The following is a 23,051-nucleotide window of genomic DNA, read 5'->3' as shown; positions in this document are numbered from 1 at the left end:
GAAATATTATACAACAGTTGGGGGGAAAAAGCAAATAGTTGGTATTTTGCCTCTTGTTGTATTTTTTCCTTGCTTTTTAGAGTAAAATTTTGTACAGTAAAGATATGCACGGAAGACATACATTAAAGAGAATTGAGGTTTGACAACATGATACGTTTTAATTGTGACTATGCAGAAGGTGCTCACGAGAATATTTTGAAGAAACTGATGGAAACGAATTTGGAGCAGACACCTGGATATGGGGAAGACAGATATTGTGAAGAGGCTGGCAGGCTGATCAGGGAAAAGTGCAAAAGAGAGGATGCAGATGTACATTTTTTAGTAGGAGGCACCCAGACAAATCTGACTGTGATTGATGCTGCACTGCGTTCTTACCAGGGTGTGATCTCTGCGGTATCCGGACATATTAATGTACATGAGACAGGAGCCATCGAAGCCTGTGGACATAAGGTACTGGTTTTGCCAAGTGATGATGGAAAAATTCAGGCACAGCAGATTGAAAAGCTTTATCGGGATCATGTGGAAGATGAGACACATGAACATATGGTCCAGCCTAAAATGGTGTATATATCCAACCCAACAGAGAATGGAACTATTTACAGCAAAAAGGAACTGACTGAGATTGGCAGTGTCTGCAAAAAATATGGATTGTATTTATTTATGGATGGTGCCAGACTCGGATACGGGCTTACGGCGAAAGGAAATGATCTGGATCTGCCAGATGTTGCCCATATCTGCGATGTATTTTACATTGGAGGGACAAAAGTAGGAGCTTTGTTTGGAGAGGCGGTTGTCATTACCAATCCGGCACTAAAAGAAGATTTTCGTTATCTGATAAAACAAAAAGGCGGAATGCTGGCAAAGGGACGTCTGCTGGGTATCCAGTTTGGTGAATTGTTTCGCGACGACCTCTATTTTAAAATAGCAGAGCATGCCAATGAGCTGGCAATGATGCTGAAGAATGCATTACTGGAAAAAGGATATCCGTTATTTATCGATAGTACAACGAATCAGCAGTTTCCGATTATGGAAGACAGCTTTTTGGAAACGTTAAGAGAGAAGTATAGTTTTGCTTATATTCAGCGTTATGATGATACGCATAGTGTTGTGCGTTTTTGCACTAGTTGGGCGACGAAAGAGGAGGATGTCCAAACATTGATTTCAGATTTATAGACTACGATAGGAGAAAAAGGGGAATGTCAAAAAGAGGTGACGAGAGCGCAAAGTTTGGAAGCAGACTGGGTTTTGTTCTGGCAAGTGTCGGATCAGCAGTAGGAATGGGAAATATATGGATGTTTCCTTATCGTGTTGGGCAATATGGCGGAGCTGCATTTTTAATTATTTATTTTTTATTTATAGTATTATTTGGAATGGTTGGATTATCGGGAGAATTTGCCCTGGGGCGTCTCACCGGTACCGGACCCGTTGGTGCATATGACTATGCATTAAAATCCAGAGGAAAAAAGGGCGGTAAAATACTGGGCAGTATTCCCCTTCTGGGATCTCTGGGTATCGCAACCGGTTATGCCGTTATTGTAGGATGGGTGCTGCGCTACCTGTTTGGGGCGGTAACCGGAAGTTTTTTAAATACAGAGTCAGAACAGTATTTTAGTGAGATCACGGGAACCCTTGGAAGTATTCCATGGCATACCGTTGTAATCTGTATCACCGTAATTATCTTAATTGGCGGGGTATTAAAAGGCATAGAAAAAGTAAACCGGATTATCATGCCTGCATTTTTTATTTTATTTGCGATTGTGGCAATACGTGTTTTTTTCCTTCCGGGATCTATGGAAGGGTACCGATATCTGCTGATTCCCAAGTGGGAGAAGCTTTTGGATCCTATGACCTGGGTGATGGCCATGGGGCAGGCATTTTTCTCATTGTCAATTACCGGTTCCGGAATGATTATATATGGAAGTTATTTAAGCAGAAAAGAAGATATACCAAAGGCATCCATGCAGACGGCTCTTTTAGATACCTGTGCAGCTCTGCTTGCGGGATTTGCAATCATTCCGGCAGTATTTGCATTTGGAATGAATCCAAGTTCCGGACCGCCGCTGATGTTTATCACTCTGCCGAAGGTATTTGCCCAGATGCCGGCGGGAAGACTGATTGCTGTATTATTCTTCATTTCCGTTTTATTTGCCGGAATTACCTCTCTGGTTAATATGTTTGAGGTATGTGCAGAAGCGGTAATGAAGCAGCTGAAAATGAAAAGAACGGCAGCAATCCTGATTGTGGGAGCCATTGCTCTTGCAGTTGGTTTATTTGTAGAAAACGAAGCATATCTTGGTACGTGGATGGATATCATTACGATTTATGTTGTTCCATTTGGAGCAGTGATGTGCGCAATTATTATTTATTGGGTACTTGGGACCAAGAAGATTGACGAAGAATTAAATTTGGGACGAAAGAAGCCGGTGGGTAAAATTTTTGATTTTACTGCGAAATATGTTTATATTTTTCTGGCTGTCCTGGTACTGATTTTAAGTGTTGTATACAAAGGAATCGGTTAAGTATGAAAGTCAATTTTAAATATAAGCTCTAAAAGGATACCGTAAGAGAAATCGGCAATGTCACCTGAAACGTGAAACTACTGGGAAACAATTGAAATGGAGGAATCTTATGGAAAATAGTACGGTATATTATGATGGACATAGTTTAAAAAGTAAGGAAATTGCAAAGATGTTTCAAGAAAGAAACGAGGGTGTACTGCTTGTAGAGGCATCTTCTGTTACAGAATCCATCGTTTATGAAGAGAATAAAACAGTCGGGTTTATATTTGCAAGTGTAAAGGGGCACCTGCCGGGTTGCATTAAGCAGATGCTGGGCCGCCTGGTGGTTGATAAACAGGCATATATTTACGCATTTGTCGTAGGCGGGAATCATGAAATCAGAGTTATCAAAGAAATGAATGAAATTCTGAAACACCGCGGCATGAAGCTTGCCAGTGCCTATGCGGAATACATTCTTCAGAGAATATCGGCAAATGAAGTAAAGCAGCTGGAAAAAATTGAAGAAGATGTAAAAAGCCAGCGAAGGCTGTTGGATGAATTTCATGACCAGATGGCAAAGGCAAATAAAGATGATGTGAAAAAGCAGTTAAAAAGAGATATCAGGGACTATATCAAGTTTAAGATTAAAAAGAAATTTTAAAAATACCGGGCCCGCCGCGCTGTTGCGGCCGGACCCGGTATTTGGGGGAGGATAAGTATTAATTTTCTCTTTTGTAGATGTTAGTAGTATGAGCAGAAATTTGGTTTCTATACAATTTTTTTATAAAAAATAAAATTCTTTTGAAAAATAATCAAAAGTGTTATATACTATACGTGTTATGATTACGAATATGAAACAAAGGATGGATTAGATATGGGATTATTACAGGATTGGAGAGACGTAGCATACTCTCAGGAAACAGATAAGAAGCAGCTTCAGAAGTTTTGGACTGATTATTTTTTAATTGAAAAAGGAATCTATGAGAAATTATTGGCTAATCCGGAAGAAGTGGTAAAAGGTACCGTTAAGGATTTGGCTGAGAAGTTTGAAATTCCGGTAATGACAATGGTAGGCTTTCTGGATGGAATTGATGAAAGTTTGAAAGTGAAGAATCCAATTGAAGAAATGGATGAGAACACTGAGGTAAACTTAGGTTTTGATAAAGAGCTTCTTTACAAAAATATGGTAGACGCAAAGGCTGACTGGTTATACGAGCTGCCTATGTGGGATGAAATCTTCGATGAAGAGAAAAAGAAAGTGCTGTATAGAGAAGCAAAGAAAGCAAATACGATTGTCAAAGGCAAGAAGATTGGAAGAAATGATCCATGTCCTTGCGGAAGTGGTAAGAAGTATAAAAAATGCTGCGGTAAAAACGCATAATAAAAACCGGGTGAAAGCGAGTAAGCTTTTCATCCGGTTTTGGAGTATCCGGCTGCATTTACCCTGTAGTTATGGGATGCCGGTTGTTTCGGATGAATAGATTAGGATAGAATCGAAAGGAGAAGCACAGCTGTTGAGGCCGCTGTGTTTCTCCTTTTTTTATGGCCGGTATTGAAGCCGGTATTGTTCCGGAGTCATGTGTTCATATTTTTTGAAGATACGGAAAAAATATTTTACATTATCATATCCGGATGCTTTGGCGATCTGATACATCTTTTTGTCTGTTTCAGAGAGCATTTGTTTAGCTCTGGCGATCCGTATGGTGTTCAGGCAGTGTACAAAGGTCTCTCCGGTACGTTGTTTGAATAAATGGCTGCAATAACTGCGGTTCAGGTAAAAAAGTGAGGACAGGAACTCTATGGACAGATTATTCTGGTAGTGGCGCTCCATGTAAATCTTCATCTTTTCTATGATATCATCTGTGGCATATATATTATCTGTTTTAAAAAGGGAGGCGATATTCTGGTAAAACTGCTGGTAGTAATCTTTTATTTCCGGCAGGCTGAACATATTGTTGAGAATATTCTGCATACTGCTATTAGCGGAGGACGGGTTTATCTGGTCAAAGTAGGTACTCATCATATAGCGTGTCTGGTCAGCCAGTGAAAAACAGAATACTTTTATATCATAGAGACTGCAGTCAGGTATTGTAAGAAAATAATTAAAAAGTTCTTCTAAAAGCGCTTCTGTCTGGGGAATCATTCCGGCTTCGATACGGAATAAAAATTCTTCTGTTTTATCCCAGCTAATAATAATCGGTTCCCGTTTCCTGTTCAAGGGGAAAAAAGCCGTTGAGCTGCCGGCTACAGTTTTTGTATTCAGAGCGGTTACTGTTTCCAGGAAAGCAGTATTCAGTTCCAGAAGAGAATGGTGTGTCCGGCTGCATCCGAATAAAACAGTTATTTGTGAAGAATATAAAGTGTTGTTTAGCTGCTGGATCAGCTGCCTGCACATTTCCTCAGAGCTTAAGACGGAATGTTCCGGTTTGAACAAAATAAAAAATCCCAGGTTCTGGTTGGTTGTGTGTTCCAGCAATAATGCCAGGTCTCCAAAAGAATTATCGGACAGGAAAGCCTCCAGCATAGTAAAATCAAGGGCGGTCTGAGAATAGACCGTGATCATAACCAGGTGGTGGATCTGGTTAATGAAGTTCAGGCGTTTGGAAGTAATGGAGAAATCAGAGGTATGGTAACCCATAATCATATTTTGCAGCATTTGTATATCGTATTTATAACGGGCCTGTTCTTTTTTCTCATCTGAGGAAACGAGACGGTTTTGTATGGATTGATGGTCGTTCAGCTGCTTTACGGCGTTCATGACAGCCTCGGTCAGGGCTTCCTTGCCAAAGGGTTTTAGCAGATAGTCAACAGCCTGGGCGGCAATGGCATGCTTCATATAGTCGAAGTCCTTATAACCACTGATGACAATTGCTTTTATATGAGGGAATCTTTGGGTAAGCAGTGTTAAAAAAGCTGTTCCGTCCATGAGGGGCATTTTCATATCGGTTATCACGATATCCGGATCGATGGACTCAATCAGTGAGAGAGCCTCCTCGCCATTAGAGGCCTCGCCGGTACATAAAACCGTATCCCGGATCGAAGATAATTTCTTGATAATTCCTTTGCGGATCAGTGATTCATCATCAATTACAATATAAGTGTACATAGAATCCTCCTAACAGTTTAGTTTGGGGAGCTTAATCAGTATGGAAGTTCCCTCGTTCTTTTGACTCTGGATCTTAAGTCCGTATTCATCTCCGTAATATAACTGTATCCGGGTGTGAATATTTTTAATACCGATACTTTGTTTGTTCCGGTGCCCCAGCTCCGTGAATTCAGCTTTCTGCTTTAAAACCAGGTTTAGCTGTTCAAGTTGTGGCTCATCCATACCAATCCCATCATCACTGACTGTAAAATAAATGAAGGAAGATTCCGTCCAGCAGTCAATGCGGATAAAACTCCCGTACTGGCAATAATCCAGGCCATGGTAAAAGGCATTTTCCACCAGAGGCTGTAGAATCAGCTTAAGAACCTGAAATTTGAGTATTGCTTCCGGAATATTTATGATCATACGAAAACGGTTTTCGAAGCGGATCTGCTGAATTGAAATATAATTCTGGACGTGCTTCAGCTCTTCCTCAATCGTAACCAGTTCACACTGTGTTTTAATACTGTAGCGGAACATGTCTCCCAGGGCAAGTGACATGGTTGCAATACTTTCCACTTCCTCCAGTTCCGCAATGCTGTTGATGGATTCCAGTGTATTGTAAAGAAAATGGGAATTAATCTGAGCTTCCAGGGATTTCATCTGAGAGTCCAGAGAGATTAATTTGTTTTGTAATTCTTTTTCTATGTATTCGCTCAATGTCTCGATCATGTGATTATACTCATTGTACAGGATCCCAATCTCATCGTTCCTGTTCAGGTAGTGGGAAGCGGTAAGAAGCTTCTGGTTTTTGGAGTCAGCCATCTTGCTGCTCAGGTAGGTGACCGGCCGGGACAGTGAGTAGGAAAAAAAGAAGGATAGTATGATAAAAACACCTGCGCAAATACCTGCAATTGTCAGGATCATTACTCTAGTCGCATCAAACTCTTTATAAAGAGATTCATAATTTACGGTAAAAATCAGCTGCAGATTGTCAGAAGGAAATTCTTTAATCAATGTATGGCTGTTTTTCGGTGTAAAGCTTTCTTCCGATGAAGCAGGATCGCTATAGACCACGTTATTGGTGTCTGATTTAACGGTAATCATTGATGTTTCATTCAGCGTATTTACCTTAGAAAAATCAAAAACAGCCGGGGAGCAGTCGATCAGAAGAACACCCAGAAATTTCTTGGAATATCCGTCATAAAGGGCTTTGGAAAAGGAAATGGAGGGTCTGCTGTTAATCAGAAAATCTTTCTTGGATATCCCGTCTATATAAAAGGAGCCTTCCAGACCTATCGTTTTTTCGTACCAGTCTTCCTTTCGTGGATCATAACCGGGGAATACATCAATATTACTGTTTAACCCATAACCCAGGGTAGGACCACTGGGCGTAAAGACAAATATACCGTTTATGAATTCGCTGCTATAGGTTATATTTTTCATAATGAAATGTATGTTCTGATTACTTTGGAATATGTCGTAAGTAGAATAACCTTCGGAATCTCCGGCATATTTTCGAAGTTCTTTATTTAAAGATATCTGATCAGATTCGCTGTGGAAATTGAAGAGATCTCCGATATGTTCCAGTGATTTGAGGTTTGTCTCCAGCTCTTCTCCGGATTTTTCAAATATGTTTTCAGTAATGCTGGTGATCTGTTTGTCAATCAGTTTGGTATACCGGGTATAAGTAAATGTGGTAATAAAGATAACCGGTATTATGGATATCAGAAGAAATATGATAAGAAACTTATGCTTTAGTTTCATTCCGCTCCCCTTTCCTTTATATAACGATATTAAATGTTGAAGTTTGTCAGATATGGTCTTTTGAAAAGAAGTATATCACAAATTATGTTCAGGGTAATGATAATTTTGTCATATTACCTGGAAAAAATTTTGAATAACAAAAGAACGAAAGAATCTCGATAATAGAGAAAAATTGATCCAACAAATGTGCACCATTACTTTGAACAAATGTATACCGGCAATATGGTATGATAAAACCATGAAAAAAGTTATTCATAGGAGGAAAACAAAATGAAAATAAAAAGATTTTTAGCTTTAGCCCTGACGGGAAGCATGATAGCCCTTTCCTTAGCGGGCTGCAAAGACACCAAAAAAGCAGAAAGCAGTGAGGGGGCAGAGACCGCCACCGTAAAGCAGGAGGAGAGCAAAGCATCGGGGGATAAGACCGTAATCACTATGATGTATTCCGGTACACCCGCTGATCCGGATTTCGAAACAGAAATTTTACCGGGGCTTGTGGAAAAGGAATTCCCCAATATAAAACTGGAAGTTACAAAGCTGCCGGATGACCAGTACTACACAGCTTTGAAGACGAAGCTGGCATCGGGAGAGTGTCCGGACATTATTCTTGTGCACCCTAAGTATGCGGGAGCAAATGGGGTAATCAATCTGGCAAAGGCGGGATATCTGGAACCGCTGACAGATCTGAAAGTGCTGGATAAGGTAGGAGAGGGAGCAAGAGATGCATTCACCTATGATGGAGAAATCTATGGAGTAGGTTCCAACGTATCTATGCTGGGAACTTATTTCAACAAAGATATGTTTGAAAAACACAATCTGGAGATCCCCAAGAACTGGGATGAATTTTTGAATTGCTGCAAGGTTCTGAAAGAAGCAGGGATTCAGCCAATTGTCATGGGCGATAAGGATATGTATGTGATGCAGTTTGGTCTCTATCAGATTGCAGCCAGCAAAGTATATGCCAAGAACCTCAAGTTTGATGACCAGCTCCGAACCGGAGAAACGAAGTTTACGGATAAGGACACCTGGGATGAAGTAATATCTATGTATAAGACGCTGTATGATGAGGGCTATATTGACAGCTCATCACTTGGACTGAGCGCGCAGCAGGCAATCCAGAAATTTGTGGACGGGGAGGCTGCTATGACATTTGACCATAATGGAGATAAAAAATCCTTGTGTGCAAAAGGTGCAGTCGATTTTGAACGGGGATACTTCCCACTGCCGGGAAACAGCGCGGATGAGGAACTCTGGGCATCAATGTCTATCGGAGCTACGCCGGCTATTTATTCCGGTTCCAAACACATAGAAGAGAGTAAAGCGATTCTGGAAAAATGGTTTGATGGAGAGTCTGAGATCTGGAAGAGCATGGTGGATATGGGGAATATTGTAGTTACTTATGGTTATGGATCTGAAAATGTGGATGAGTTCTGGAAACCGTTTATGGATTTGTATAATGAAGGAAAGTCCTCTTATTGGTGCAACCAGGGCTGGCCATCGGGAACCGAAAACGAGATGGAAGCATTGTTCTCTGAAGCGATCGGCGGACAAGGGACTACGGTAGATGATATTGTAAATGGAATGCAGGCGAAATTTGAGGAACTATATACAGAGTAATAAGCTGATTGAGATGTGGCAGAATTCCGGAGGGAGCCTGTAAAGCCTCCCTCTGACTTGCCGGAAAGGATAATTATGAAGAAAGCAAAACGAAAAACCCTTGTATTTCCCAACCGGATGTATGTATTTGTGATTCCGGCACTGATCTTGTTTGTGATCTTTTGGATCGTACCGGTACTTCAGCTATTTTACTATAGTGTAACAAACTTTAATGGAATTAATAGCGATTATGATTACGTGGGATTTAAAAACTATCAGACTTTGCTGAAAGATGGTTCTATGATAAATGCAATTAAGAACACGTTGATTTATGCAGTTGTGGTAGTTGTTCTGAATAATCTGCTGGGACTGGTGATTGCCATGGCACTGAACGTAAAACTTAAGGGAAAAGCATTATTCCGGACGGTATCCTATATTCCGGCACTGTTTAGTGCCATCGTGGTAGGTTTTATCTGGTCATATGTTTACATGCCGGATTCAGGTATGATTGCATCAGTAATGAAGGCAGTCGGATTAGACGGATCATCCTTTAATGTACTGGGCAATTATAAGACAGCCTTATATGCCATTGCTATGGTAGAAGTATGGAAAGGCTTCGGCTCTACCATGATTATTTATCTTGCGGGACTGCAGACGGTAGATGACAGCCTTCTGGAGGCCGGTAAAATAGACGGGTGTTCGGAATGGCAGCTGATTCGAAAAATTAAGCTACCGCTGATCTCGGCAACAGTCACTATCAATGTAATTCTGGCTGTAATCGGTGGTCTGAAAGCTTTTGATTATTCTTTTATCATGACAAATGGAGGACCGGGAAAATCAACCAATACCCTGATGTTTTCCATCTATAGAATTGCGTTTAATGATCAGATGATGGGAAAAGCCAGTGCATTCTCTGTGGCTGCATTTGCGGTCATCATCCTGATTACCGTGTTCATGCTGTTCTACATGAATAAAAGGGAGGTGGAATTATGATGAGAAGAAGGAGAAAAACATATAAAGAAGTGGAAGCAAAGGTTAAACTTTCACCGATGGTTTTCATTCTCTATATTATGCTGACCTTATTTTGCTGCCTTATTATTTTCCCTCTTTTAATCGTATTGTCCAGTTCCCTTAGAAGTCCCGACAATATGATTTCACCTTTGCTTTTATTTCAGGAGTTTTCGTTAGACAGCTATATAAATGCTTTTACAAAGATGAAGTATCCCAAGCAGCTGCTGAACAGTATCATGACAACAGGGGGATCAGTGTTTCTGGTTGTAATGTTTTCCACAATGGCGGCATATCCAATTTCCAGGATTAAACAAAAGACCAGCCGGTTCTTGTATTACTTCTTTATAGCAGGCTTAATTATACCATCCCAGATGGTCATCGTTCCAATTGCCCAGATGTTCGGACGCTTATCGCTGCCTAACACCAGGTTTACGCCAATGATCATGTTTATCACCTGCAGCCTTCCATTCTCTATTTTCTTACTGACGGGTTTTATGAAAGGGGTTCCTGTTGAAATTGAGGAATCTGCTTATATCGATGGATGCGGTCTGTGGAAACGTTTCATAAGTGTAGTTTTCCCTTTGCTAAAACCGGCTGTTGTATCGGTTGTGATCACACAGGGTATGTGGATTTGGAACGATTATTTTTATCCAATGATCTTCATATCCAAATCGGATCAGTACTCCCTGCCGGTAGGAATGATACAGTTTCTGGGAGATCGTGAAAATCCGGCACAGTGGAATACCCTGTTTGCAGCCTGCGTGCTGTGTGCGCTCCCGCTGATCCTTTTATTTGCAGTGCTGCAAAAGCAGTTTATCAATGGAATAGCAGCCGGAGCAGTTAAAGGCTGAGTACAGGTTTTTATATTTAAATAAAATACTGATTTGTATGCAGGCAGCTTCCGTTAAACCAGATTCCGGTTTGGCTTTAACGGGGGCTGCTTTTTGCGTGAAAGAACCCATCTTGCTGTATAAATATGAAAAATTTAAGAAATGTTTAAAATATATGGTGTATTGGTCAGATTGACAGACCTTGTAAAATACAGTAAACTGAAGAAGATATCGTAAATAATTATAGAAAATAATCATAAATAAAAGGAGGCATAAAAAACAATGCAGATTTTATGGTTGATTTTAGGAGCAGCATCATTGCTATATTTTGTGATTTTAGTCAGCGTAGGAATGGATTTTTCAATTATATGGCTTTGTGGAGCGGCCGTGTTTTTTGGACTTGCCTTTTTCAGTCATTATTGTAAAACCCATCCGGGTGTACATCTTTTTCCCTCGTGGTGCAAAGTGATTTTTGGCGGGGTATTGGCAGTGGGACTATTTGTGTTCTTGCTTGTGGAAATATTTATTTTTACCGGCATGTTTCAGCATGGTGAAAAGAATCTGGACTACGTGGTGATTCTGGGAGCCCAGGTGAAAGGGGAAGTACCCAGTAAAGCATTGACATTGCGTCTGGAAGCAGCAGCAGAATACTTGAAAGAAAATACGGACAGCAAGGCCGTTCTTTCCGGCGGAAAGGGTCCGGGGGAAAATATCACCGAGGCAGAGGCAATGAGACGGTACCTGTCAGCTGAGGGAATCGAAGAAAGCCGGCTTATTTTGGAAGATAAATCTACCAGCACGGAAGAAAATTTAAAATACAGTGCACAGGTAATTGGAAGTAAAGATGCCAAAGTCGGTATTGTAACAAATAATTTCCATGTGTTTCGTGCAATGCAGCTGGGGGAGAAACAGGGATATACAAATCTGTCCGGAATTGCGGCGGCTTCCGATCCAAGATTTCAAGTCCATTATCTGTTGCGGGAATTTTTTGCTTTGGTAAAAGAAAAACTGGTTGGAAATATTTAAATTAATTTCAGGTGTTGACAAATGAAGCTTAAATGCTATAATCAAGGGTAGATAATGTTAATACGTTGAAGAGAAGAGTAAAATGCGGAATAACCCAGAGAGGGATTGGTGCTGGAAATATCCTGTTAGGAAACATTTGAAAACTGCCTCTGAGTGACCCTAATCCGGTCCGGTGATCCCGTTATCATCAAAATGAAGTGGTTTCTTAGAAACAATCAGGGTGGAACCGCGAGTAAGAATACTCGTCCCTGGATTGTACCGGCAGGTATGGTCCAGGGACTTTTTGCGTGGAAATACTATCCCTGTACAAAAGTAAATCTGTGTAAATGATACTGTATATCTGGTATGCAGTAAAAAAGCCTGCGTGATACATGTTGTTAAAGCTGAAATAAAAAAGAAAGAAAGGTAACCACATTTTAATTTGTGGCGTGCTGCAGAAAAGCCTGCGGCATGTAATGGGTAGTAAAATGATTATTACATTAAAAGATGGATCAAAAAAAGAATATGAAGAAAGTAAATCCGTACATGATATCGCTTTGGATATCAGTGAAGGACTGGCAAGAATGGCATGTGCCGGAGAAGTAAATGGAGAGGTTGTGGATCTGCGTACAGTCGTAGACCGGGATTGTGAACTCTCTATATTAACTGCAAATGATGAAAAGGGATTGGCGGCGCTGCGCCATACTACGTCCCATGTGCTGGCAGAGGCTGTAAAGCGCCTTTATCCGGAAGCAAAACTGGCAATTGGGCCATCTATTGACACCGGTTTTTATTATGACTTTGATCATGAGCCATTCTCCAGAGATGACCTTGATAATATTGAAAAAGAAATGAAGAAAATCATCAAAGAAGGAGCAAAGCTTGAGAAATTCACTTTGCCAAGAGCAGAAGCGATTCAGTTTATGGAAGAAAAAGGTGAGCATTACAAAGTAGAATTAATCCGGGATCTTCCGGAAGATTCAATTATCTCTTTTTATCGTCAGGGAGATTTTACAGATCTCTGTGCAGGACCTCATTTAATGAGCACAAAGTCTATCAAAGCATTTAAACTGACGTCTTCTTCCGGTGCATATTGGAGAGGAAACGAAAAAAATAAAATGCTTGCACGTATTTACGGAACAGCATTTGCGAAAAAAGATGAATTAAATGCATATCTGTTACAGATGGAAGAAGCAAAAAAACGTGACCATAATAAACTGGGCCGTGAAATGGAACTTTTCACTACGGTAGACGTAATTGGTCAGGGTTTGCCCCTTATTATGCCTAAGGGAGTAACCATCATCCAGACATTGCAGAGATGGATCGAAGACGAAGAAGAAAAAAGAGGCTATGTGAGAACGAAAACGCCATTAATGGCAAAAAGTGATCTGTATAAGATTTCCGGTCACTGGGATCACTATAAAGATGGGATGTTTGTTCTGGGAGACGAGGAAAAGGACGACGAAGTATTTGCACTTCGTCCGATGACCTGTCCATTCCAGTATTATGTATATAAAGCAAGCCAGAAGAGCTATCGTGATCTGCCGCTGCGTTATGGCGAAACCTCTACATTATTCAGGAATGAGGAATCCGGAGAAATGCATGGACTTACCAGAGTACGTCAGTTTACCATTTCTGAAGGACATTTAATCATGACTCCGGAGCAGATACACGAAGAGTTCAAAGGATGTGTAAATCTGGCACTGTATTGCCTTAAGACTCTGGGATTGGAAAATGATGTAACATACCGTTTGTCCAAATGGGATCCAAACAATACAGAAAAATATATCGGAGATGCAGCATATTGGGAAGAATCCCAGGGTGTAATGCGTGAAATGCTATTAGAGCTGGGACTTCCATTTGTAGAAGCCGATGGAGAAGCAGCATTCTACGGACCAAAACTGGATATCCAGGCGAAAAATGTCTATGGAAAAGAAGATACCATGATTACGATTCAGTTAGATTTTGCATTGGCTGAGCAGTTCGATATGTATTATGTAGATAAAGACGGCGAAAAGAAACGTCCGTTTATTATCCACAGAACAAGCATGGGCTGCTATGAAAGGACACTTGCATGGCTGATTGAAAAATATGCAGGAAAATTCCCTACATGGCTGTGTCCGGAACAAGTACGTGTACTCCCGATTTCTGAAAAATATCATGATTACGCAAAAAAAGTGGAAGACCAGTTGAAATTAAACGGCATCCGCTGTACAACAGATGAACGTTCTGAAAAGATTGGTTATAAAATCCGTGAAGCCCGTCTGGACAAAGTGCCTTATATGCTGGTAGTAGGTGCGAAAGAAGAAGAAGACGGCGTAGTTTCTGTAAGAAGCAGATTTAAAGGGGATGAAGGGCAAAAAGCCCTGGATACTTTTATAGATGATATCTGTAAAGAGATCCGTACAAAAGAAATCCGTAAAATCGAAGTGGAAGATTGATCACGCTCTAAAATATTAACGAATAAAAAATCTAAAAAGGCAGATACTATCCCAAATAAATCAAAGGAGGTAGTATCATGCCATTATTAGTATGTTCCGCTCAAAGTTGTGTCTATAACGATGCAGAGTGTTGCTGCAAAGGTGATATCCAGGTTGGTGGAGACCATGCAGAAAAATGCCAGGAAACATGTTGTTCCAGTTTCAGGGAAAGAAAAGGTGACAATGCCAGAAGTTCCATGGGAACTCCATGTCAGAAGATTGATGTAGACTGTGAAGCACGTAACTGCACATTCAATGAATCCTGTAAATGCAGTGCAGATAAGATCGGTATAGCCGGTGCAGCCGCAAAGCATTGCGACCAGACAGAATGCGCAAGCTTCGAAGAAAAATAATTTGTGAAGTATAAGGAAAAGCGGCTCGGAAGTTAGAGCTGCTTTTCTGATGTATGTGTTAAAATAATAAATTAATAGTTGACAATAAATTTTGAATGTGGTAAAGTAAATAAGGTTACAAGAAATCAAAGTAGAGTATCCACTCTCACCATAGCACAGAGGTGACTATCGGTTAATATGTTACATAGGAACGTTCTATGGGAATATTATGTGGATAGTCTATCTATCCACTTTTTTTATGCGGATAATTAGCAGCGAAGTGGTATTTATTTCAAGCATTTTATGGAGGTGCAAGACAATTAGCGAATTAATGATTAACGAGCAAATCAGAGACAGAGAGATCCGTTTGATTGGTGAAAACGGAGAACAATTAGGTGTTATGCCTACAAAAGAGGCAATGAGACTGGCTAAAGAAGCAGAATTAGACCTGGTTAAAATCGCTCCGACAGCGAAACCGCCTGTTTGTAAGATTATCGATTACGGAAAGTATCGTTACGAACTGGTGAGAAAAGAAAAAGAAGCGAAGAAAAAGCAAAAGGTTATTGATGTAAAGGAAGTTCGTTTATCGCCAAATATCGATGTAAATGACTTGAATACAAAAGTAAGTGCTGCCAGAAAGTTTATTCAAAAAGGCAACAAAGTAAAGGTAACACTTCGTTTTAGAGGTAGAGAAATGGCACATATCCAGAGCAGCAGGCATATTCTGGATGATTTTGCAAAAGAACTTGAAGACATTGCAGTAGTGGATAAGCCGGCCAAAATGGAAGGCAGAAGCATTATGATGTTTTTAACTGAAAAACGTAGTTAAGAATTTTTTAGTTAAAATAGATAAGTCTAAATATAAGGAGGAACATATACAATGCCAAAGATCAAAACAAGCAGAGCAGCTGCGAAACGTTTCAAAAAAACAGGTACAGGTAAATTAAAAAGAAATAAAGCTTATAAGCGCCATATCTTAACCAAAAAATCTGCCAAGAGAAAAAGAAACTTAAGAAAAGCAATCATCACAGATGCTACAAATTTCAAAAACATGAAGAAGATTTTACCTTATTTATAAGAGTAGGCGAAGGAGGAAATAAGACATGGCAAGAATTAAAGGCGGAATGAACGCTAAAAAAAGACATAATAGAACATTAAAGCTGGCAAAAGGTTACAGAGGTGCCAGATCTAAACAGTATAAAGTAGCAAAACAGTCCGTAATGAGAGCATTGACAAGCTCTTATGCAGGAAGAAAAGAAAGAAAACGTCAGTTCAGACAGTTATGGATCGCTCGTATCAACGCAGCAGCTAGAATCAACGGATTATCCTACAGCAAATTTATGTATGGATTAAAACTTGCTGAAGTTGAAATGAATAGAAAAATCTTAGCTGATATGGCTGTTAATGATGCAGAAGGTTTTGCAACACTTGCAGAGCTGGCTAAATCTAAATTGGCATAATAGTGTTTTAGATACCCCGGGGATACTTAATCTTCGGGGAATTTTGTCGTAAAAAGACGATCAAATTCTTTGGAAAAGTGCGAAAACCCTCTTGACATATTTCATATAAGGTTTATAATATGATTTGTATTCCTCGATAGCTCAATGGTAGAGCATTCGGCTGTTAACCGAAGGGTTGTTGGTTCGAGCCCAACTCGGGGAGTTTTTACTGCTTATTTTTTGAGTAAGAGAATTTCATAATGAAGATTATTTGCGGAAGCCTAAACATTTTATGTGGTTGGCTTCCGTTTTTTGTACGATAAATAGTGGTCAGGCCGTAATCAGATCTAATTACAACCTGTTTTCCAGTTAAAAAACCGAAAGATTTACAAAAGAAGATAAAATATTACCACAAATCGATAAAAATTTCTATTTTAAATACAAAATAAGATTGGTAAAATAAGATTAAGAAGAAATAATACAGAATAGAAAAATAGAACACAAAATAAAGTACAAGATAAAGTACAAGATAAAGCACAAAATAAAGCACAAGATAAAGCACAAAATAAAACACAGACAGGAGGGCATCAGATGTACAGTCACGAAATTGATTCATATCTGCGAAGCAGAAACTGGGAGCTGAATCCCATAGAGTATATGAATATTATAAATGTTAATGCAAATCCTGAATTGGATCACATTACTTATAATCATAAAGATAATGACTACAAAGTATGGACAAAGAATGGTTATGCATGGACAATTAAAGTAATACCGTCGTAAAAAATTAAATTCAATTAAGAAATCCTGAAGACTGGTTTACAATCACGGTCTTCAGGATTTTTTGCGATTAATATGAAAATTTAATTCTTTCTGTGATTAAGTATAAAAAAATATGTCTATCATATTATTATAAATAGAGAAGTGTATTCTTACAGGGGGATTGTCATATGGGTCTGGAGATATTGATGGGATTCGGGTTGTTTTTTGCCGGAATGGCGAGCGGCGTTTTTGTAATAGCCTTATGTCAGGTATCCGGTAATTCAAAAGACAAAGATCAGGAAGATCGGGAGCAAATAGAATATTTGCGTAAATACAACAGTAAATAAGATTCTTGGATACTATATGAGAAAGAAAGCCGTATTAGCACAGATAAAGGCTCTAAAGTGGTGCCGGGGGGCTCCTGACAGGTAGGGAAACAAAAGAAAAAGGAAATATCATATTCTGCCCTGTTGGGGGAAGTGTATATCTTCTTCCGGCAGGGTCATTTTATAACAAGAAAATTTTTGGATTATAACACAAATTTCTATATTTAGATTATTGCGAATTTTGTATAAATATGTTAATATACAAATTATATTAGCGGAAGCTGGTATATTTCACAACTCGTTCAGTCTGGTAAAACCCCACGACGTTACCAGTCTGACTCCCTCAAAAATAAAAAAGTAATGTGGCTGCCGTACATCTTAAGGATTCACGGCAGCCACATTATTATTATTCCTCTTCCGAGTGTTCGTATGCAACGATGGCAATTTGTTTATTTAACTTATTACTGATAGTGCTTTCTAATGCATCAATATCACTTTTGCAGGATTCATTAATATCTGCAAACTTATAATCATTTTTATTAGTATTTTTAGTTTCCATAATACACACTCCTTTTTTGAGATAGTATTTCGTAATTTATAGTTTATTATGCATGGGAAAAAATGGACAGAAAAAAAGTAAAAAAGGTCCATAAAAAGAGGGAGGCCAGTACTGTTAACAGTACTGGCAGAGTTATGAAAAAGATTTTATATAAACCAATAATAGGATAGTTGTTTGTCGAAGTCCAGCGGCAGCTCACATAACAAGGTGTTAGGTAAAACCGCTGTTCTTCATTTGATATATATAGTATACCGAAGATTTGTGTCCGAAGTGTGGCAGAGAAATAAATGATTTATAAAAAAGCTTTAGATTGTATTAAGAAATTGGTAGGGAAATATGAAATAGATAGAGTCTGGTTCTCATAAATACTTTCCGCTTATGCTGATGATACCCATTAATTTTTACGGATTTCAACCTGATAAATCGGACTGGGTGGTCATGGTTGGCTCGTGGCTGCGATATTTTTTTATATCTCTGAACGGAGGGAGAGCCCTGTACTGTGAGTACAGGGCTGAGTTATGAAAAAGTTTATGTTAACCAATATTGTTTGGATAATTGTTAGTCGAAGTCCAACGGCAGTCCACGATAGGTAAGCTAATTTATTTATGTTGTGAAACCGCTGTCCTTCATTTGATGATATTAGTATATCGAATATTTGTGTCAAGATTATGACGTGGGAATAAAGCATTTCTAAAAAAGCTTGTGATTCTATTAAGAAAATTATATGGAAAATGAAAAGATTGGGTTATGTAGCCCGCTATGTGCCCTTCATCCGGGACCCATCTCCCACAAACTAATCTCGTAACCTGAGAGGGGGGAGTAAAAAATAGCACAGTTTGATTGAACAAAAAAAGAATACCCAATAAATTAGGTATTCTTCTCAAAATTAACTATGCGGGAGATGGGACTTGAACCCACACGTACATGCATACACAAGATCCTTAGTCTTGCCTGTCTGCCAATTCCAGCACTCCCGCCTATGTAGTTATATCCGCTGTGATGTGTTTCTCTCAGCTGCGAACAGATAGAATTATAGCATTGGTAGGAACAGATGTCAACACTAAAATCGAAAAAAGTTGAAAATTTTTTATTTGTATAAATTTTTGAAAAAATTTAAAATTCTTGTTGACAAGCGGTTACAAATATTGTATTATATAGCATGTAAGTTGCGCAAGTAACTACATAGAACGCGGAAGTGGCGGAATTGGCAGACGCGCAGGCTTCAGGTGCCTGTGGTAGCAATATCGTGTGGGTTCAAGTCCCATCTTCCGCATCAAAGAAATATTGGGTTTTTATATAAGAGTAGTCTTCTGAAAAGAGGGCTATTTTTTGTTTTACGTATGATTGAAAAGTATGGGGGTACCATATACTTGATCAATACACTGGGGATAGATTTGTTATGTCCGATAGGAACGGAAGAACGTATTCTATGAAATTTGTAATGCATAATCGATAGGAACTGCAACTTATAATATGACGGTTACTGCTTCTGAGTCCGGTTTGGGAATCTTATAAGCTTATGGTTCGGTGATACGTTTTGGCAAATGAGGAACTGCATGACTGGTTAATAAATACAGAAGGGGCATGGCCTCGTGGAGTTTGCCCTCAAAATAGTCTCCTTTATAAATGGAATTCATGCCCATAAAGTAGAAAAAAACCACATAATACGACACTATAACAGAAAAAAGATGCAAATATACCATTTTGCATCTTTTTTTGCGCCTAATTTTGAAGGAGTTTACAATTGATAATTCGATAGATAAATGATATACTTATGGATAAGTTAAATTGATAAATAAAGAAGAATGATTGAATTTAGAATGGAGAACAGGATGAAGAAGCTAGACGATTATGTAAGAAGTATCCCGGATTTTCCGGAACCAGGAGTTATTTTCAGAGATGTTACCAGTATTTTGCAGGATGCAGACGGATTGAAGCTTGCAATTGATTCCATGCAGGAATTAATTGGAGATATACCGGTAGATGTAATTGTTGGAACAGAATCCAGAGGATTCATTTTTGGAATGCCCCTGGCATATAATTTGCATACTTCCTTTGTACCTGTGAGGAAAAAGGGGAAATTGCCCTGTGAGACAATTTCTGAGGAATATGACCTGGAGTATGGCAGTGCCGAAATTGAAATTCACAAGGATGCGGTTAAGCCTGGACAGAAGGTTGTTATTATTGATGATTTAATTGCTACAGGCGGAACTATAGAAGCCAGCGTGAAGCTGATTGAAAGTCTGGGCGGAGAAGTAGTCAAGATTGTATTTTTAATGGAACTTGCAGGGCTGAAAGGCAGAGAACGTCTGAAAGGCTACGATGTTCAGTCTGTGCTCTGCTATGAGGGTATATAGACGCAAAACAGCAGCGAATATAACAATTAGAAGACGGTGATATGAATGCCAATGAATGGGACGATTAAAAATGAAAAATTAGATAAGATTAAAAAGGCGGATGCCATTATAAAGGGCATGGCTGATTTTACGAGCCCGGATATCCTGTATGATGAGCTGATCAGCAGTGTTAGAAAATATCATCCGTCTACCGATATCTCGATGATCGAAAAGGCGTATCATCTTGCGAATGATGCCCATCAGGATCAGAAGAGGAAATCAGGAGAACCATATATTATCCATCCTTTAAGTGTTGCAATCATACTTGCGGATCTGGAACTGGATAAAGAAACCATTGTAGCAGGACTTCTGCACGATGTGGTGGAAGACACGGTTCTGACTTCCGATGAGGTACGCAGGGAATTTGGTGCAGAGGTGGAACTTCTGGTGGATGGTGTAACCAAACTGGGGCAGTTGTCCTATTCAGCAGATAAAGTTGAAGTTCAGGCGGAGAACCTGCGTAAAATGTTTTTGGCAATGGCGAAAGACATTCGGGTTATATTAATTAAACTGGCGGACAGACTGCATAACATGCGGACTTTGAAGTATATGAAGCCGGAAAAGCAGAAGGAAAAAGCAAGGGAAACCATGGATATTTATGCACCCATTGCCCAACGGCTTGGTATTTCCAAGATTAAGGTGGAGCTGGATGATCTTTCTTTAAAATATCTGGAGCCTGAAGTGTACTATGACCTTGTGGAAAAAGTTTCACTGCGTAAAACGGAGCGGGAGCAGTTTGTGCAGAGTATTGTCGATGAAGTCAGCCTCCATGTAGAAAGTGCCGGGATTAGGGCGCAGATTGATGGAAGGGTGAAACATTTCTTTAGTATCTATAAGAAAATGGTCAATCAGCAGAAGACGATTGAACAGATCTATGATTTGTTTGCAGTTCGGATAATTGTGGACACAGTGAAGGATTGTTATGCAGCTCTCGGGGTAATTCACGAGATGTATAAACCGATTCCGGGGCGTTTTAAGGATTACATTGCGATGCCTAAGCCCAACATGTACCAATCCCTGCATACCACCTTGATTGGCCCCAGCGGTCAGCCTTTTGAAATTCAGATCCGTACATTTGAAATGCACCGGACAGCAGAATTTGGTATTGCTGCCCATTGGAAATACAAAGAAAGCTCCGACGGTAAAAAAGGAGTGGCTGAGCAGGAAGAAGAAAAATTAAGCTGGCTACGTCAGATTCTGGAATGGCAGCGTGATATGTCTGACAATAAAGAATTCATGAGCCTGTTAAAAAGTGATTTGGATTTGTTTGCCGAGAATGTATACTGCTTCACACCTGCGGGAGATGTGAAGAACCTTCCAAATGGTTCAACACCAATTGATTTTGCTTACAGTATCCACAGTGCAGTTGGGAACAAAATGATTGGTGCAAGAGTAAATGGCAAGCTTGTGAATATCGATTACGTGATTCAAAACGGAGACCGTATTGAGATTGTGACTTCACAAAATTCCAGAGGTCCAAGCCGTGACTGGCTGGGGATTGTAAAAAGTACTCAGGCAAAGAACAAGATTAACCAATGGTTTAAGAATGAACTGAAAGAAGATAATATTATTAAAGGCAAGGAAATGTTTGCACAGTATTGCAAATCCAAAGCAATTGTACAAAGCGACATTACTAAGCCGGCATATATGGAAAGTGTGATGCGTAAATATGGTTTCCGGGACTGGGAATCTGTATTGGCGGCCATCGGCCATGGCGGACTGAAAGAGGGCCAGGTGGTGAACAAACTTCTGGAGGAGTATCAGAAGCAGCATAAGAAGCAGATCACGGATGAAAATATTATTGAAGCAGCAGAATCAAAAGAAAAAGTCCGCATTGCCAGAACGAAAAGCGGCATTGTCGTAAAAGGCATTCATGATGTTGCTGTACGTTTTTCCAAATGCTGCAGCCCTGTACCGGGAGATGAAATCGTTGGATTTGTTACTAGAGGAAGAGGTGTGTCAATTCACAGGACAGATTGTGTAAATATTATTAATCTGGGTGGAGAAGACAGGGTACGTCTTATTGATGCTGAATGGCAGGAGCCGGAGGAAACCGGATCTAATGGACTTTATACTGCAGAGATTAAGATCTACGGTAATAACAGAACCGGACTTCTGGTAGATATATCCAGGATTTTTACCGAACGTAAGATTGATGTTACCAGTGTAAATTCCAGAACAAGCAAACAGGGAACGGCAACCATTGCCATGAGCTTTGACGTGCCGGGACGGGAAGTTCTAAACAGTCTTATTGAAAAAATCAGACAGGTGGAAAGCGTGATTGATATTGAACGTACCACCGGATAAGGAGTAGGTTGTATGAGTAAGCTGCATATCGAGAAGATGGTGCTGGGGATGGTGCAGACCAATTGTTATCTGGCAATCAACGAAGAGAACAAAGAAGCTGTTATTATCGATCCGGCAGACAGAGCACAGGCGATTATACAAAAGATAAAAAGCCTGCAGGTTAAAGTGGCAGCCATTTTATTAACCCATGGTCATTTTGACCATACTGGTGCAGCTATGGATTTGAAGAAAGAGCTCCAGGTTCCGGTCTGTGTATTAGAGCAGGAAAAGGCGGTCACTGAGGATAATCATTTAAACTTATCCTCGATGTTTGGACTGCCGTTTGTGATTAAGGCAGACCGCTATTTAAAGGATCAGGAAGAAGTAGAACTTGCGGGCTTCAAAATCAAAGTATTGCATACACCGGGACATACAAAAGGCGGGGCATGTTATTACCTGCCGGAAGAAAAGACCTTATTCAGCGGGGATACATTATTTCGTGAAAGTATAGGCAGAACTGATTTTCCAACCGGAAACCAGGCGGAATTATCAAGATCGGTAAAAGAGCTTTTAAACACTTTGCCGGAAGATACGCAGGTCTGCCCAGGGCATGAATCTATGACAGACATCGGTCACGAAAAAAAGTATAATCCTTTTGCTTAATATCGTTTTACAGGAG

At 39.8% G+C, this 23,051-nt stretch carries 21 protein-coding genes, 3 tRNA genes and 1 other annotated feature; of the genes, 20 read left to right on the top strand and 4 right to left on the bottom strand.

The features are described from left to right. Positions 1–147 precede the first annotated feature (147 nt). The 4 genes from QR40_RS01825 to QR40_RS01810 all read left to right on the top strand — a co-directional run bounded on the left by QR40_RS01825 (position 148) and on the right by QR40_RS01810 (position 3,879). The gene (locus QR40_RS01825) at positions 148–1,173 is read left to right on the top strand and encodes a threonine aldolase family protein (RefSeq protein WP_044293080.1); all 1,026 of its coding nucleotides are present in this window, start codon (positions 148–150) and stop codon (positions 1,171–1,173) included. Positions 1,174–1,196: 23 nt separating this feature from the next. After that, the gene (locus QR40_RS01820) at positions 1,197–2,519 is read left to right on the top strand and encodes a sodium-dependent transporter (protein ID WP_027293574.1); all 1,323 of its coding nucleotides are present in this window, start codon (positions 1,197–1,199) and stop codon (positions 2,517–2,519) included. A 109-nt stretch (positions 2,520–2,628) separates the two neighbouring features. Next, complete coding sequence (locus QR40_RS01815; protein ID WP_044293079.1) at positions 2,629–3,159, top strand: hypothetical protein; 531 nt, start codon at positions 2,629–2,631, stop codon at positions 3,157–3,159. 213 nt (positions 3,160–3,372) lie between these two features. Beyond that, on the top strand, positions 3,373–3,879 hold the full coding sequence (locus tag QR40_RS01810) for an SEC-C metal-binding domain-containing protein (protein WP_027293576.1): 507 nt from the start codon (positions 3,373–3,375) through the stop codon (positions 3,877–3,879). A 159-nt stretch (positions 3,880–4,038) separates the two neighbouring features. Here the strand turns inward: QR40_RS01810 and QR40_RS01805 are convergent, their stop codons facing one another. Both QR40_RS01805 and QR40_RS01800 read right to left on the bottom strand, forming a co-directional pair. Next, positions 4,039–5,604: a response regulator transcription factor gene (locus tag QR40_RS01805; protein WP_044293078.1), complete on the bottom strand. Its 1,566-nt coding sequence runs from the start codon at positions 5,602–5,604 to the stop codon at positions 4,039–4,041. A 9-nt stretch (positions 5,605–5,613) separates the two neighbouring features. Then, the gene (locus tag QR40_RS01800; protein ID WP_027293578.1) at positions 5,614–7,350 is read right to left on the bottom strand and encodes a sensor histidine kinase; all 1,737 of its coding nucleotides are present in this window, start codon (positions 7,348–7,350) and stop codon (positions 5,614–5,616) included. Positions 7,351–7,620: 270 nt separating this feature from the next. Here QR40_RS01800 and QR40_RS01795 point away from each other — a divergent pair, with 270 nt between their 5' ends. From QR40_RS01795 to QR40_RS31655, 12 genes are all read left to right on the top strand, one after another. Continuing rightward, entirely contained in the window at positions 7,621–8,967 is a 1,347-nt protein-coding gene (locus tag QR40_RS01795; protein ID WP_044293077.1) for an ABC transporter substrate-binding protein, read from the top strand. A gap of 75 nt (positions 8,968–9,042) precedes the next feature. Next, positions 9,043–9,939 (top strand): carbohydrate ABC transporter permease, encoded by an 897-nt coding sequence (locus tag QR40_RS01790; protein ID WP_044293480.1) that lies wholly within the window; start codon positions 9,043–9,045, stop codon positions 9,937–9,939. After that, the gene (locus QR40_RS01785) at positions 9,936–10,808 is read left to right on the top strand and encodes a carbohydrate ABC transporter permease (protein ID WP_152614150.1); all 873 of its coding nucleotides are present in this window, start codon (positions 9,936–9,938) and stop codon (positions 10,806–10,808) included. Before QR40_RS01790 ends, QR40_RS01785 begins: the two co-directional genes overlap by 4 nt. A gap of 261 nt (positions 10,809–11,069) precedes the next feature. Further along, on the top strand, positions 11,070–11,813 hold the full coding sequence (locus tag QR40_RS01780; RefSeq protein ID WP_044293076.1) for a YdcF family protein: 744 nt from the start codon (positions 11,070–11,072) through the stop codon (positions 11,811–11,813). Between the two features lie 56 nt (positions 11,814–11,869). Further along, positions 11,870–12,066, top strand: a binding site (T-box leader). A 214-nt stretch (positions 12,067–12,280) separates the two neighbouring features. Further along, positions 12,281–14,233, top strand: coding sequence for a threonine--tRNA ligase (gene thrS, locus QR40_RS01775; RefSeq protein ID WP_044293477.1), 1,953 nt, complete (start codon positions 12,281–12,283; stop codon positions 14,231–14,233). Between the two features lie 77 nt (positions 14,234–14,310). Continuing rightward, positions 14,311–14,625 (top strand): DUF1540 domain-containing protein, encoded by a 315-nt coding sequence (locus tag QR40_RS01770; RefSeq protein ID WP_027293584.1) that lies wholly within the window; start codon positions 14,311–14,313, stop codon positions 14,623–14,625. Between the two features lie 310 nt (positions 14,626–14,935). Further along, entirely contained in the window at positions 14,936–15,433 is a 498-nt protein-coding gene (gene infC / locus QR40_RS01765; protein ID WP_027293585.1) for a translation initiation factor IF-3, read from the top strand. A gap of 51 nt (positions 15,434–15,484) precedes the next feature. Further along, positions 15,485–15,682 (top strand): 50S ribosomal protein L35, encoded by a 198-nt coding sequence (gene rpmI, locus QR40_RS01760; protein WP_027293586.1) that lies wholly within the window; start codon positions 15,485–15,487, stop codon positions 15,680–15,682. A 25-nt stretch (positions 15,683–15,707) separates the two neighbouring features. Then, a complete protein-coding gene (rplT, locus tag QR40_RS01755) occupies positions 15,708–16,064 on the top strand; it encodes a 50S ribosomal protein L20 (RefSeq protein WP_027293587.1) in 357 nt (118 codons plus the stop codon). 130 nt (positions 16,065–16,194) lie between these two features. Continuing rightward, positions 16,195–16,266: transfer RNA gene (locus tag QR40_RS01750), tRNA-Asn, on the top strand. Positions 16,267–16,634: 368 nt separating this feature from the next. Next, positions 16,635–16,826, top strand: a complete 192-nt coding sequence (locus tag QR40_RS01745) for a hypothetical protein (RefSeq protein ID WP_027293588.1) — start codon at positions 16,635–16,637, stop codon at positions 16,824–16,826. 167 nt (positions 16,827–16,993) lie between these two features. After that, complete coding sequence (locus QR40_RS31655; RefSeq protein ID WP_156042854.1) at positions 16,994–17,152, top strand: hypothetical protein; 159 nt, start codon at positions 16,994–16,996, stop codon at positions 17,150–17,152. A 385-nt stretch (positions 17,153–17,537) separates the two neighbouring features. Here QR40_RS31655 and QR40_RS31650 read toward each other — a convergent pair whose 3' ends face one another. Further along, complete coding sequence (locus QR40_RS31650; protein ID WP_156042856.1) at positions 17,538–17,690, bottom strand: hypothetical protein; 153 nt, start codon at positions 17,688–17,690, stop codon at positions 17,538–17,540. Positions 17,691–18,583: 893 nt separating this feature from the next. Next, positions 18,584–18,667, bottom strand: a tRNA-Leu gene (locus QR40_RS01740). A gap of 212 nt (positions 18,668–18,879) precedes the next feature. Between QR40_RS01740 and QR40_RS01735 the strand changes: the two genes are divergently transcribed. From QR40_RS01735 to QR40_RS01720, 4 genes are all read left to right on the top strand, one after another. After that, positions 18,880–18,963, top strand: a tRNA-Leu gene (locus tag QR40_RS01735). 559 nt (positions 18,964–19,522) lie between these two features. Continuing rightward, entirely contained in the window at positions 19,523–20,047 is a 525-nt protein-coding gene (locus QR40_RS01730) for an adenine phosphoribosyltransferase (protein WP_027293589.1), read from the top strand. A 45-nt stretch (positions 20,048–20,092) separates the two neighbouring features. Beyond that, positions 20,093–22,393, top strand: coding sequence for a RelA/SpoT family protein (locus QR40_RS01725; protein ID WP_027293590.1), 2,301 nt, complete (start codon positions 20,093–20,095; stop codon positions 22,391–22,393). Between the two features lie 12 nt (positions 22,394–22,405). Further along, complete coding sequence (locus QR40_RS01720) at positions 22,406–23,035, top strand: MBL fold metallo-hydrolase (RefSeq protein ID WP_200889728.1); 630 nt, start codon at positions 22,406–22,408, stop codon at positions 23,033–23,035. Positions 23,036–23,051: the final 16 nt, after the last annotated feature.

Origin of the sequence: Robinsoniella peoriensis (assembly GCF_000797495.1) — a bacterium.
In the GTDB taxonomy this organism is placed as follows: Bacteria; Bacillota; Clostridia; order Lachnospirales; family Lachnospiraceae; genus Robinsoniella; species Robinsoniella peoriensis.
Note: the sequence above shows the minus strand (reverse complement) of the source record. Positions and strands in the feature narration are given on the sequence as shown.

Bases quoted from the DNA above. Each gene is read 5' to 3' on its own strand.
- QR40_RS01810 (WP_027293576.1), top strand. From the start codon at position 3,373: ATGGGATTATTACAGGATTGGAGAGACGTAGCATACTCTCAGGAAACA.
- QR40_RS01790 (WP_044293480.1), top strand. From the start codon at position 9,043: ATGAAGAAAGCAAAACGAAAAACCCTTGTATTTCCCAACCGGATGTAT.
- QR40_RS01795 (WP_044293077.1), top strand. From the start codon at position 7,621: ATGAAAATAAAAAGATTTTTAGCTTTAGCCCTGACGGGAAGCATGATA.
- QR40_RS01825 (WP_044293080.1), top strand. From the start codon at position 148: ATGATACGTTTTAATTGTGACTATGCAGAAGGTGCTCACGAGAATATT.
- QR40_RS01730 (WP_027293589.1), top strand. From the start codon at position 19,523: ATGAAGAAGCTAGACGATTATGTAAGAAGTATCCCGGATTTTCCGGAA.
- QR40_RS01815 (WP_044293079.1), top strand. From the start codon at position 2,629: ATGGAAAATAGTACGGTATATTATGATGGACATAGTTTAAAAAGTAAG.
- QR40_RS01785 (WP_152614150.1), top strand. From the start codon at position 9,936: ATGATGAGAAGAAGGAGAAAAACATATAAAGAAGTGGAAGCAAAGGTT.
- QR40_RS01720 (WP_200889728.1), top strand. From the start codon at position 22,406: ATGAGTAAGCTGCATATCGAGAAGATGGTGCTGGGGATGGTGCAGACC.
- QR40_RS01770 (WP_027293584.1), top strand. From the start codon at position 14,311: ATGCCATTATTAGTATGTTCCGCTCAAAGTTGTGTCTATAACGATGCA.
- QR40_RS01745 (WP_027293588.1), top strand. From the start codon at position 16,635: ATGTACAGTCACGAAATTGATTCATATCTGCGAAGCAGAAACTGGGAG.
- infC (WP_027293585.1), top strand. From the start codon at position 14,936: ATGATTAACGAGCAAATCAGAGACAGAGAGATCCGTTTGATTGGTGAA.
- QR40_RS01800 (WP_027293578.1), bottom strand. From the start codon at position 7,350: ATGAAACTAAAGCATAAGTTTCTTATCATATTTCTTCTGATATCCATA.
- QR40_RS01805 (WP_044293078.1), bottom strand. From the start codon at position 5,604: ATGTACACTTATATTGTAATTGATGATGAATCACTGATCCGCAAAGGA.
- thrS (WP_044293477.1), top strand. From the start codon at position 12,281: ATGATTATTACATTAAAAGATGGATCAAAAAAAGAATATGAAGAAAGT.
- QR40_RS01780 (WP_044293076.1), top strand. From the start codon at position 11,070: ATGCAGATTTTATGGTTGATTTTAGGAGCAGCATCATTGCTATATTTT.
- QR40_RS01725 (WP_027293590.1), top strand. From the start codon at position 20,093: ATGCCAATGAATGGGACGATTAAAAATGAAAAATTAGATAAGATTAAA.
- rplT (WP_027293587.1), top strand. From the start codon at position 15,708: ATGGCAAGAATTAAAGGCGGAATGAACGCTAAAAAAAGACATAATAGA.
- QR40_RS31650 (WP_156042856.1), bottom strand. From the start codon at position 17,690: ATGGAAACTAAAAATACTAATAAAAATGATTATAAGTTTGCAGATATT.
- QR40_RS31655 (WP_156042854.1), top strand. From the start codon at position 16,994: ATGGGTCTGGAGATATTGATGGGATTCGGGTTGTTTTTTGCCGGAATG.
- rpmI (WP_027293586.1), top strand. From the start codon at position 15,485: ATGCCAAAGATCAAAACAAGCAGAGCAGCTGCGAAACGTTTCAAAAAA.
- QR40_RS01820 (WP_027293574.1), top strand. From the start codon at position 1,197: ATGTCAAAAAGAGGTGACGAGAGCGCAAAGTTTGGAAGCAGACTGGGT.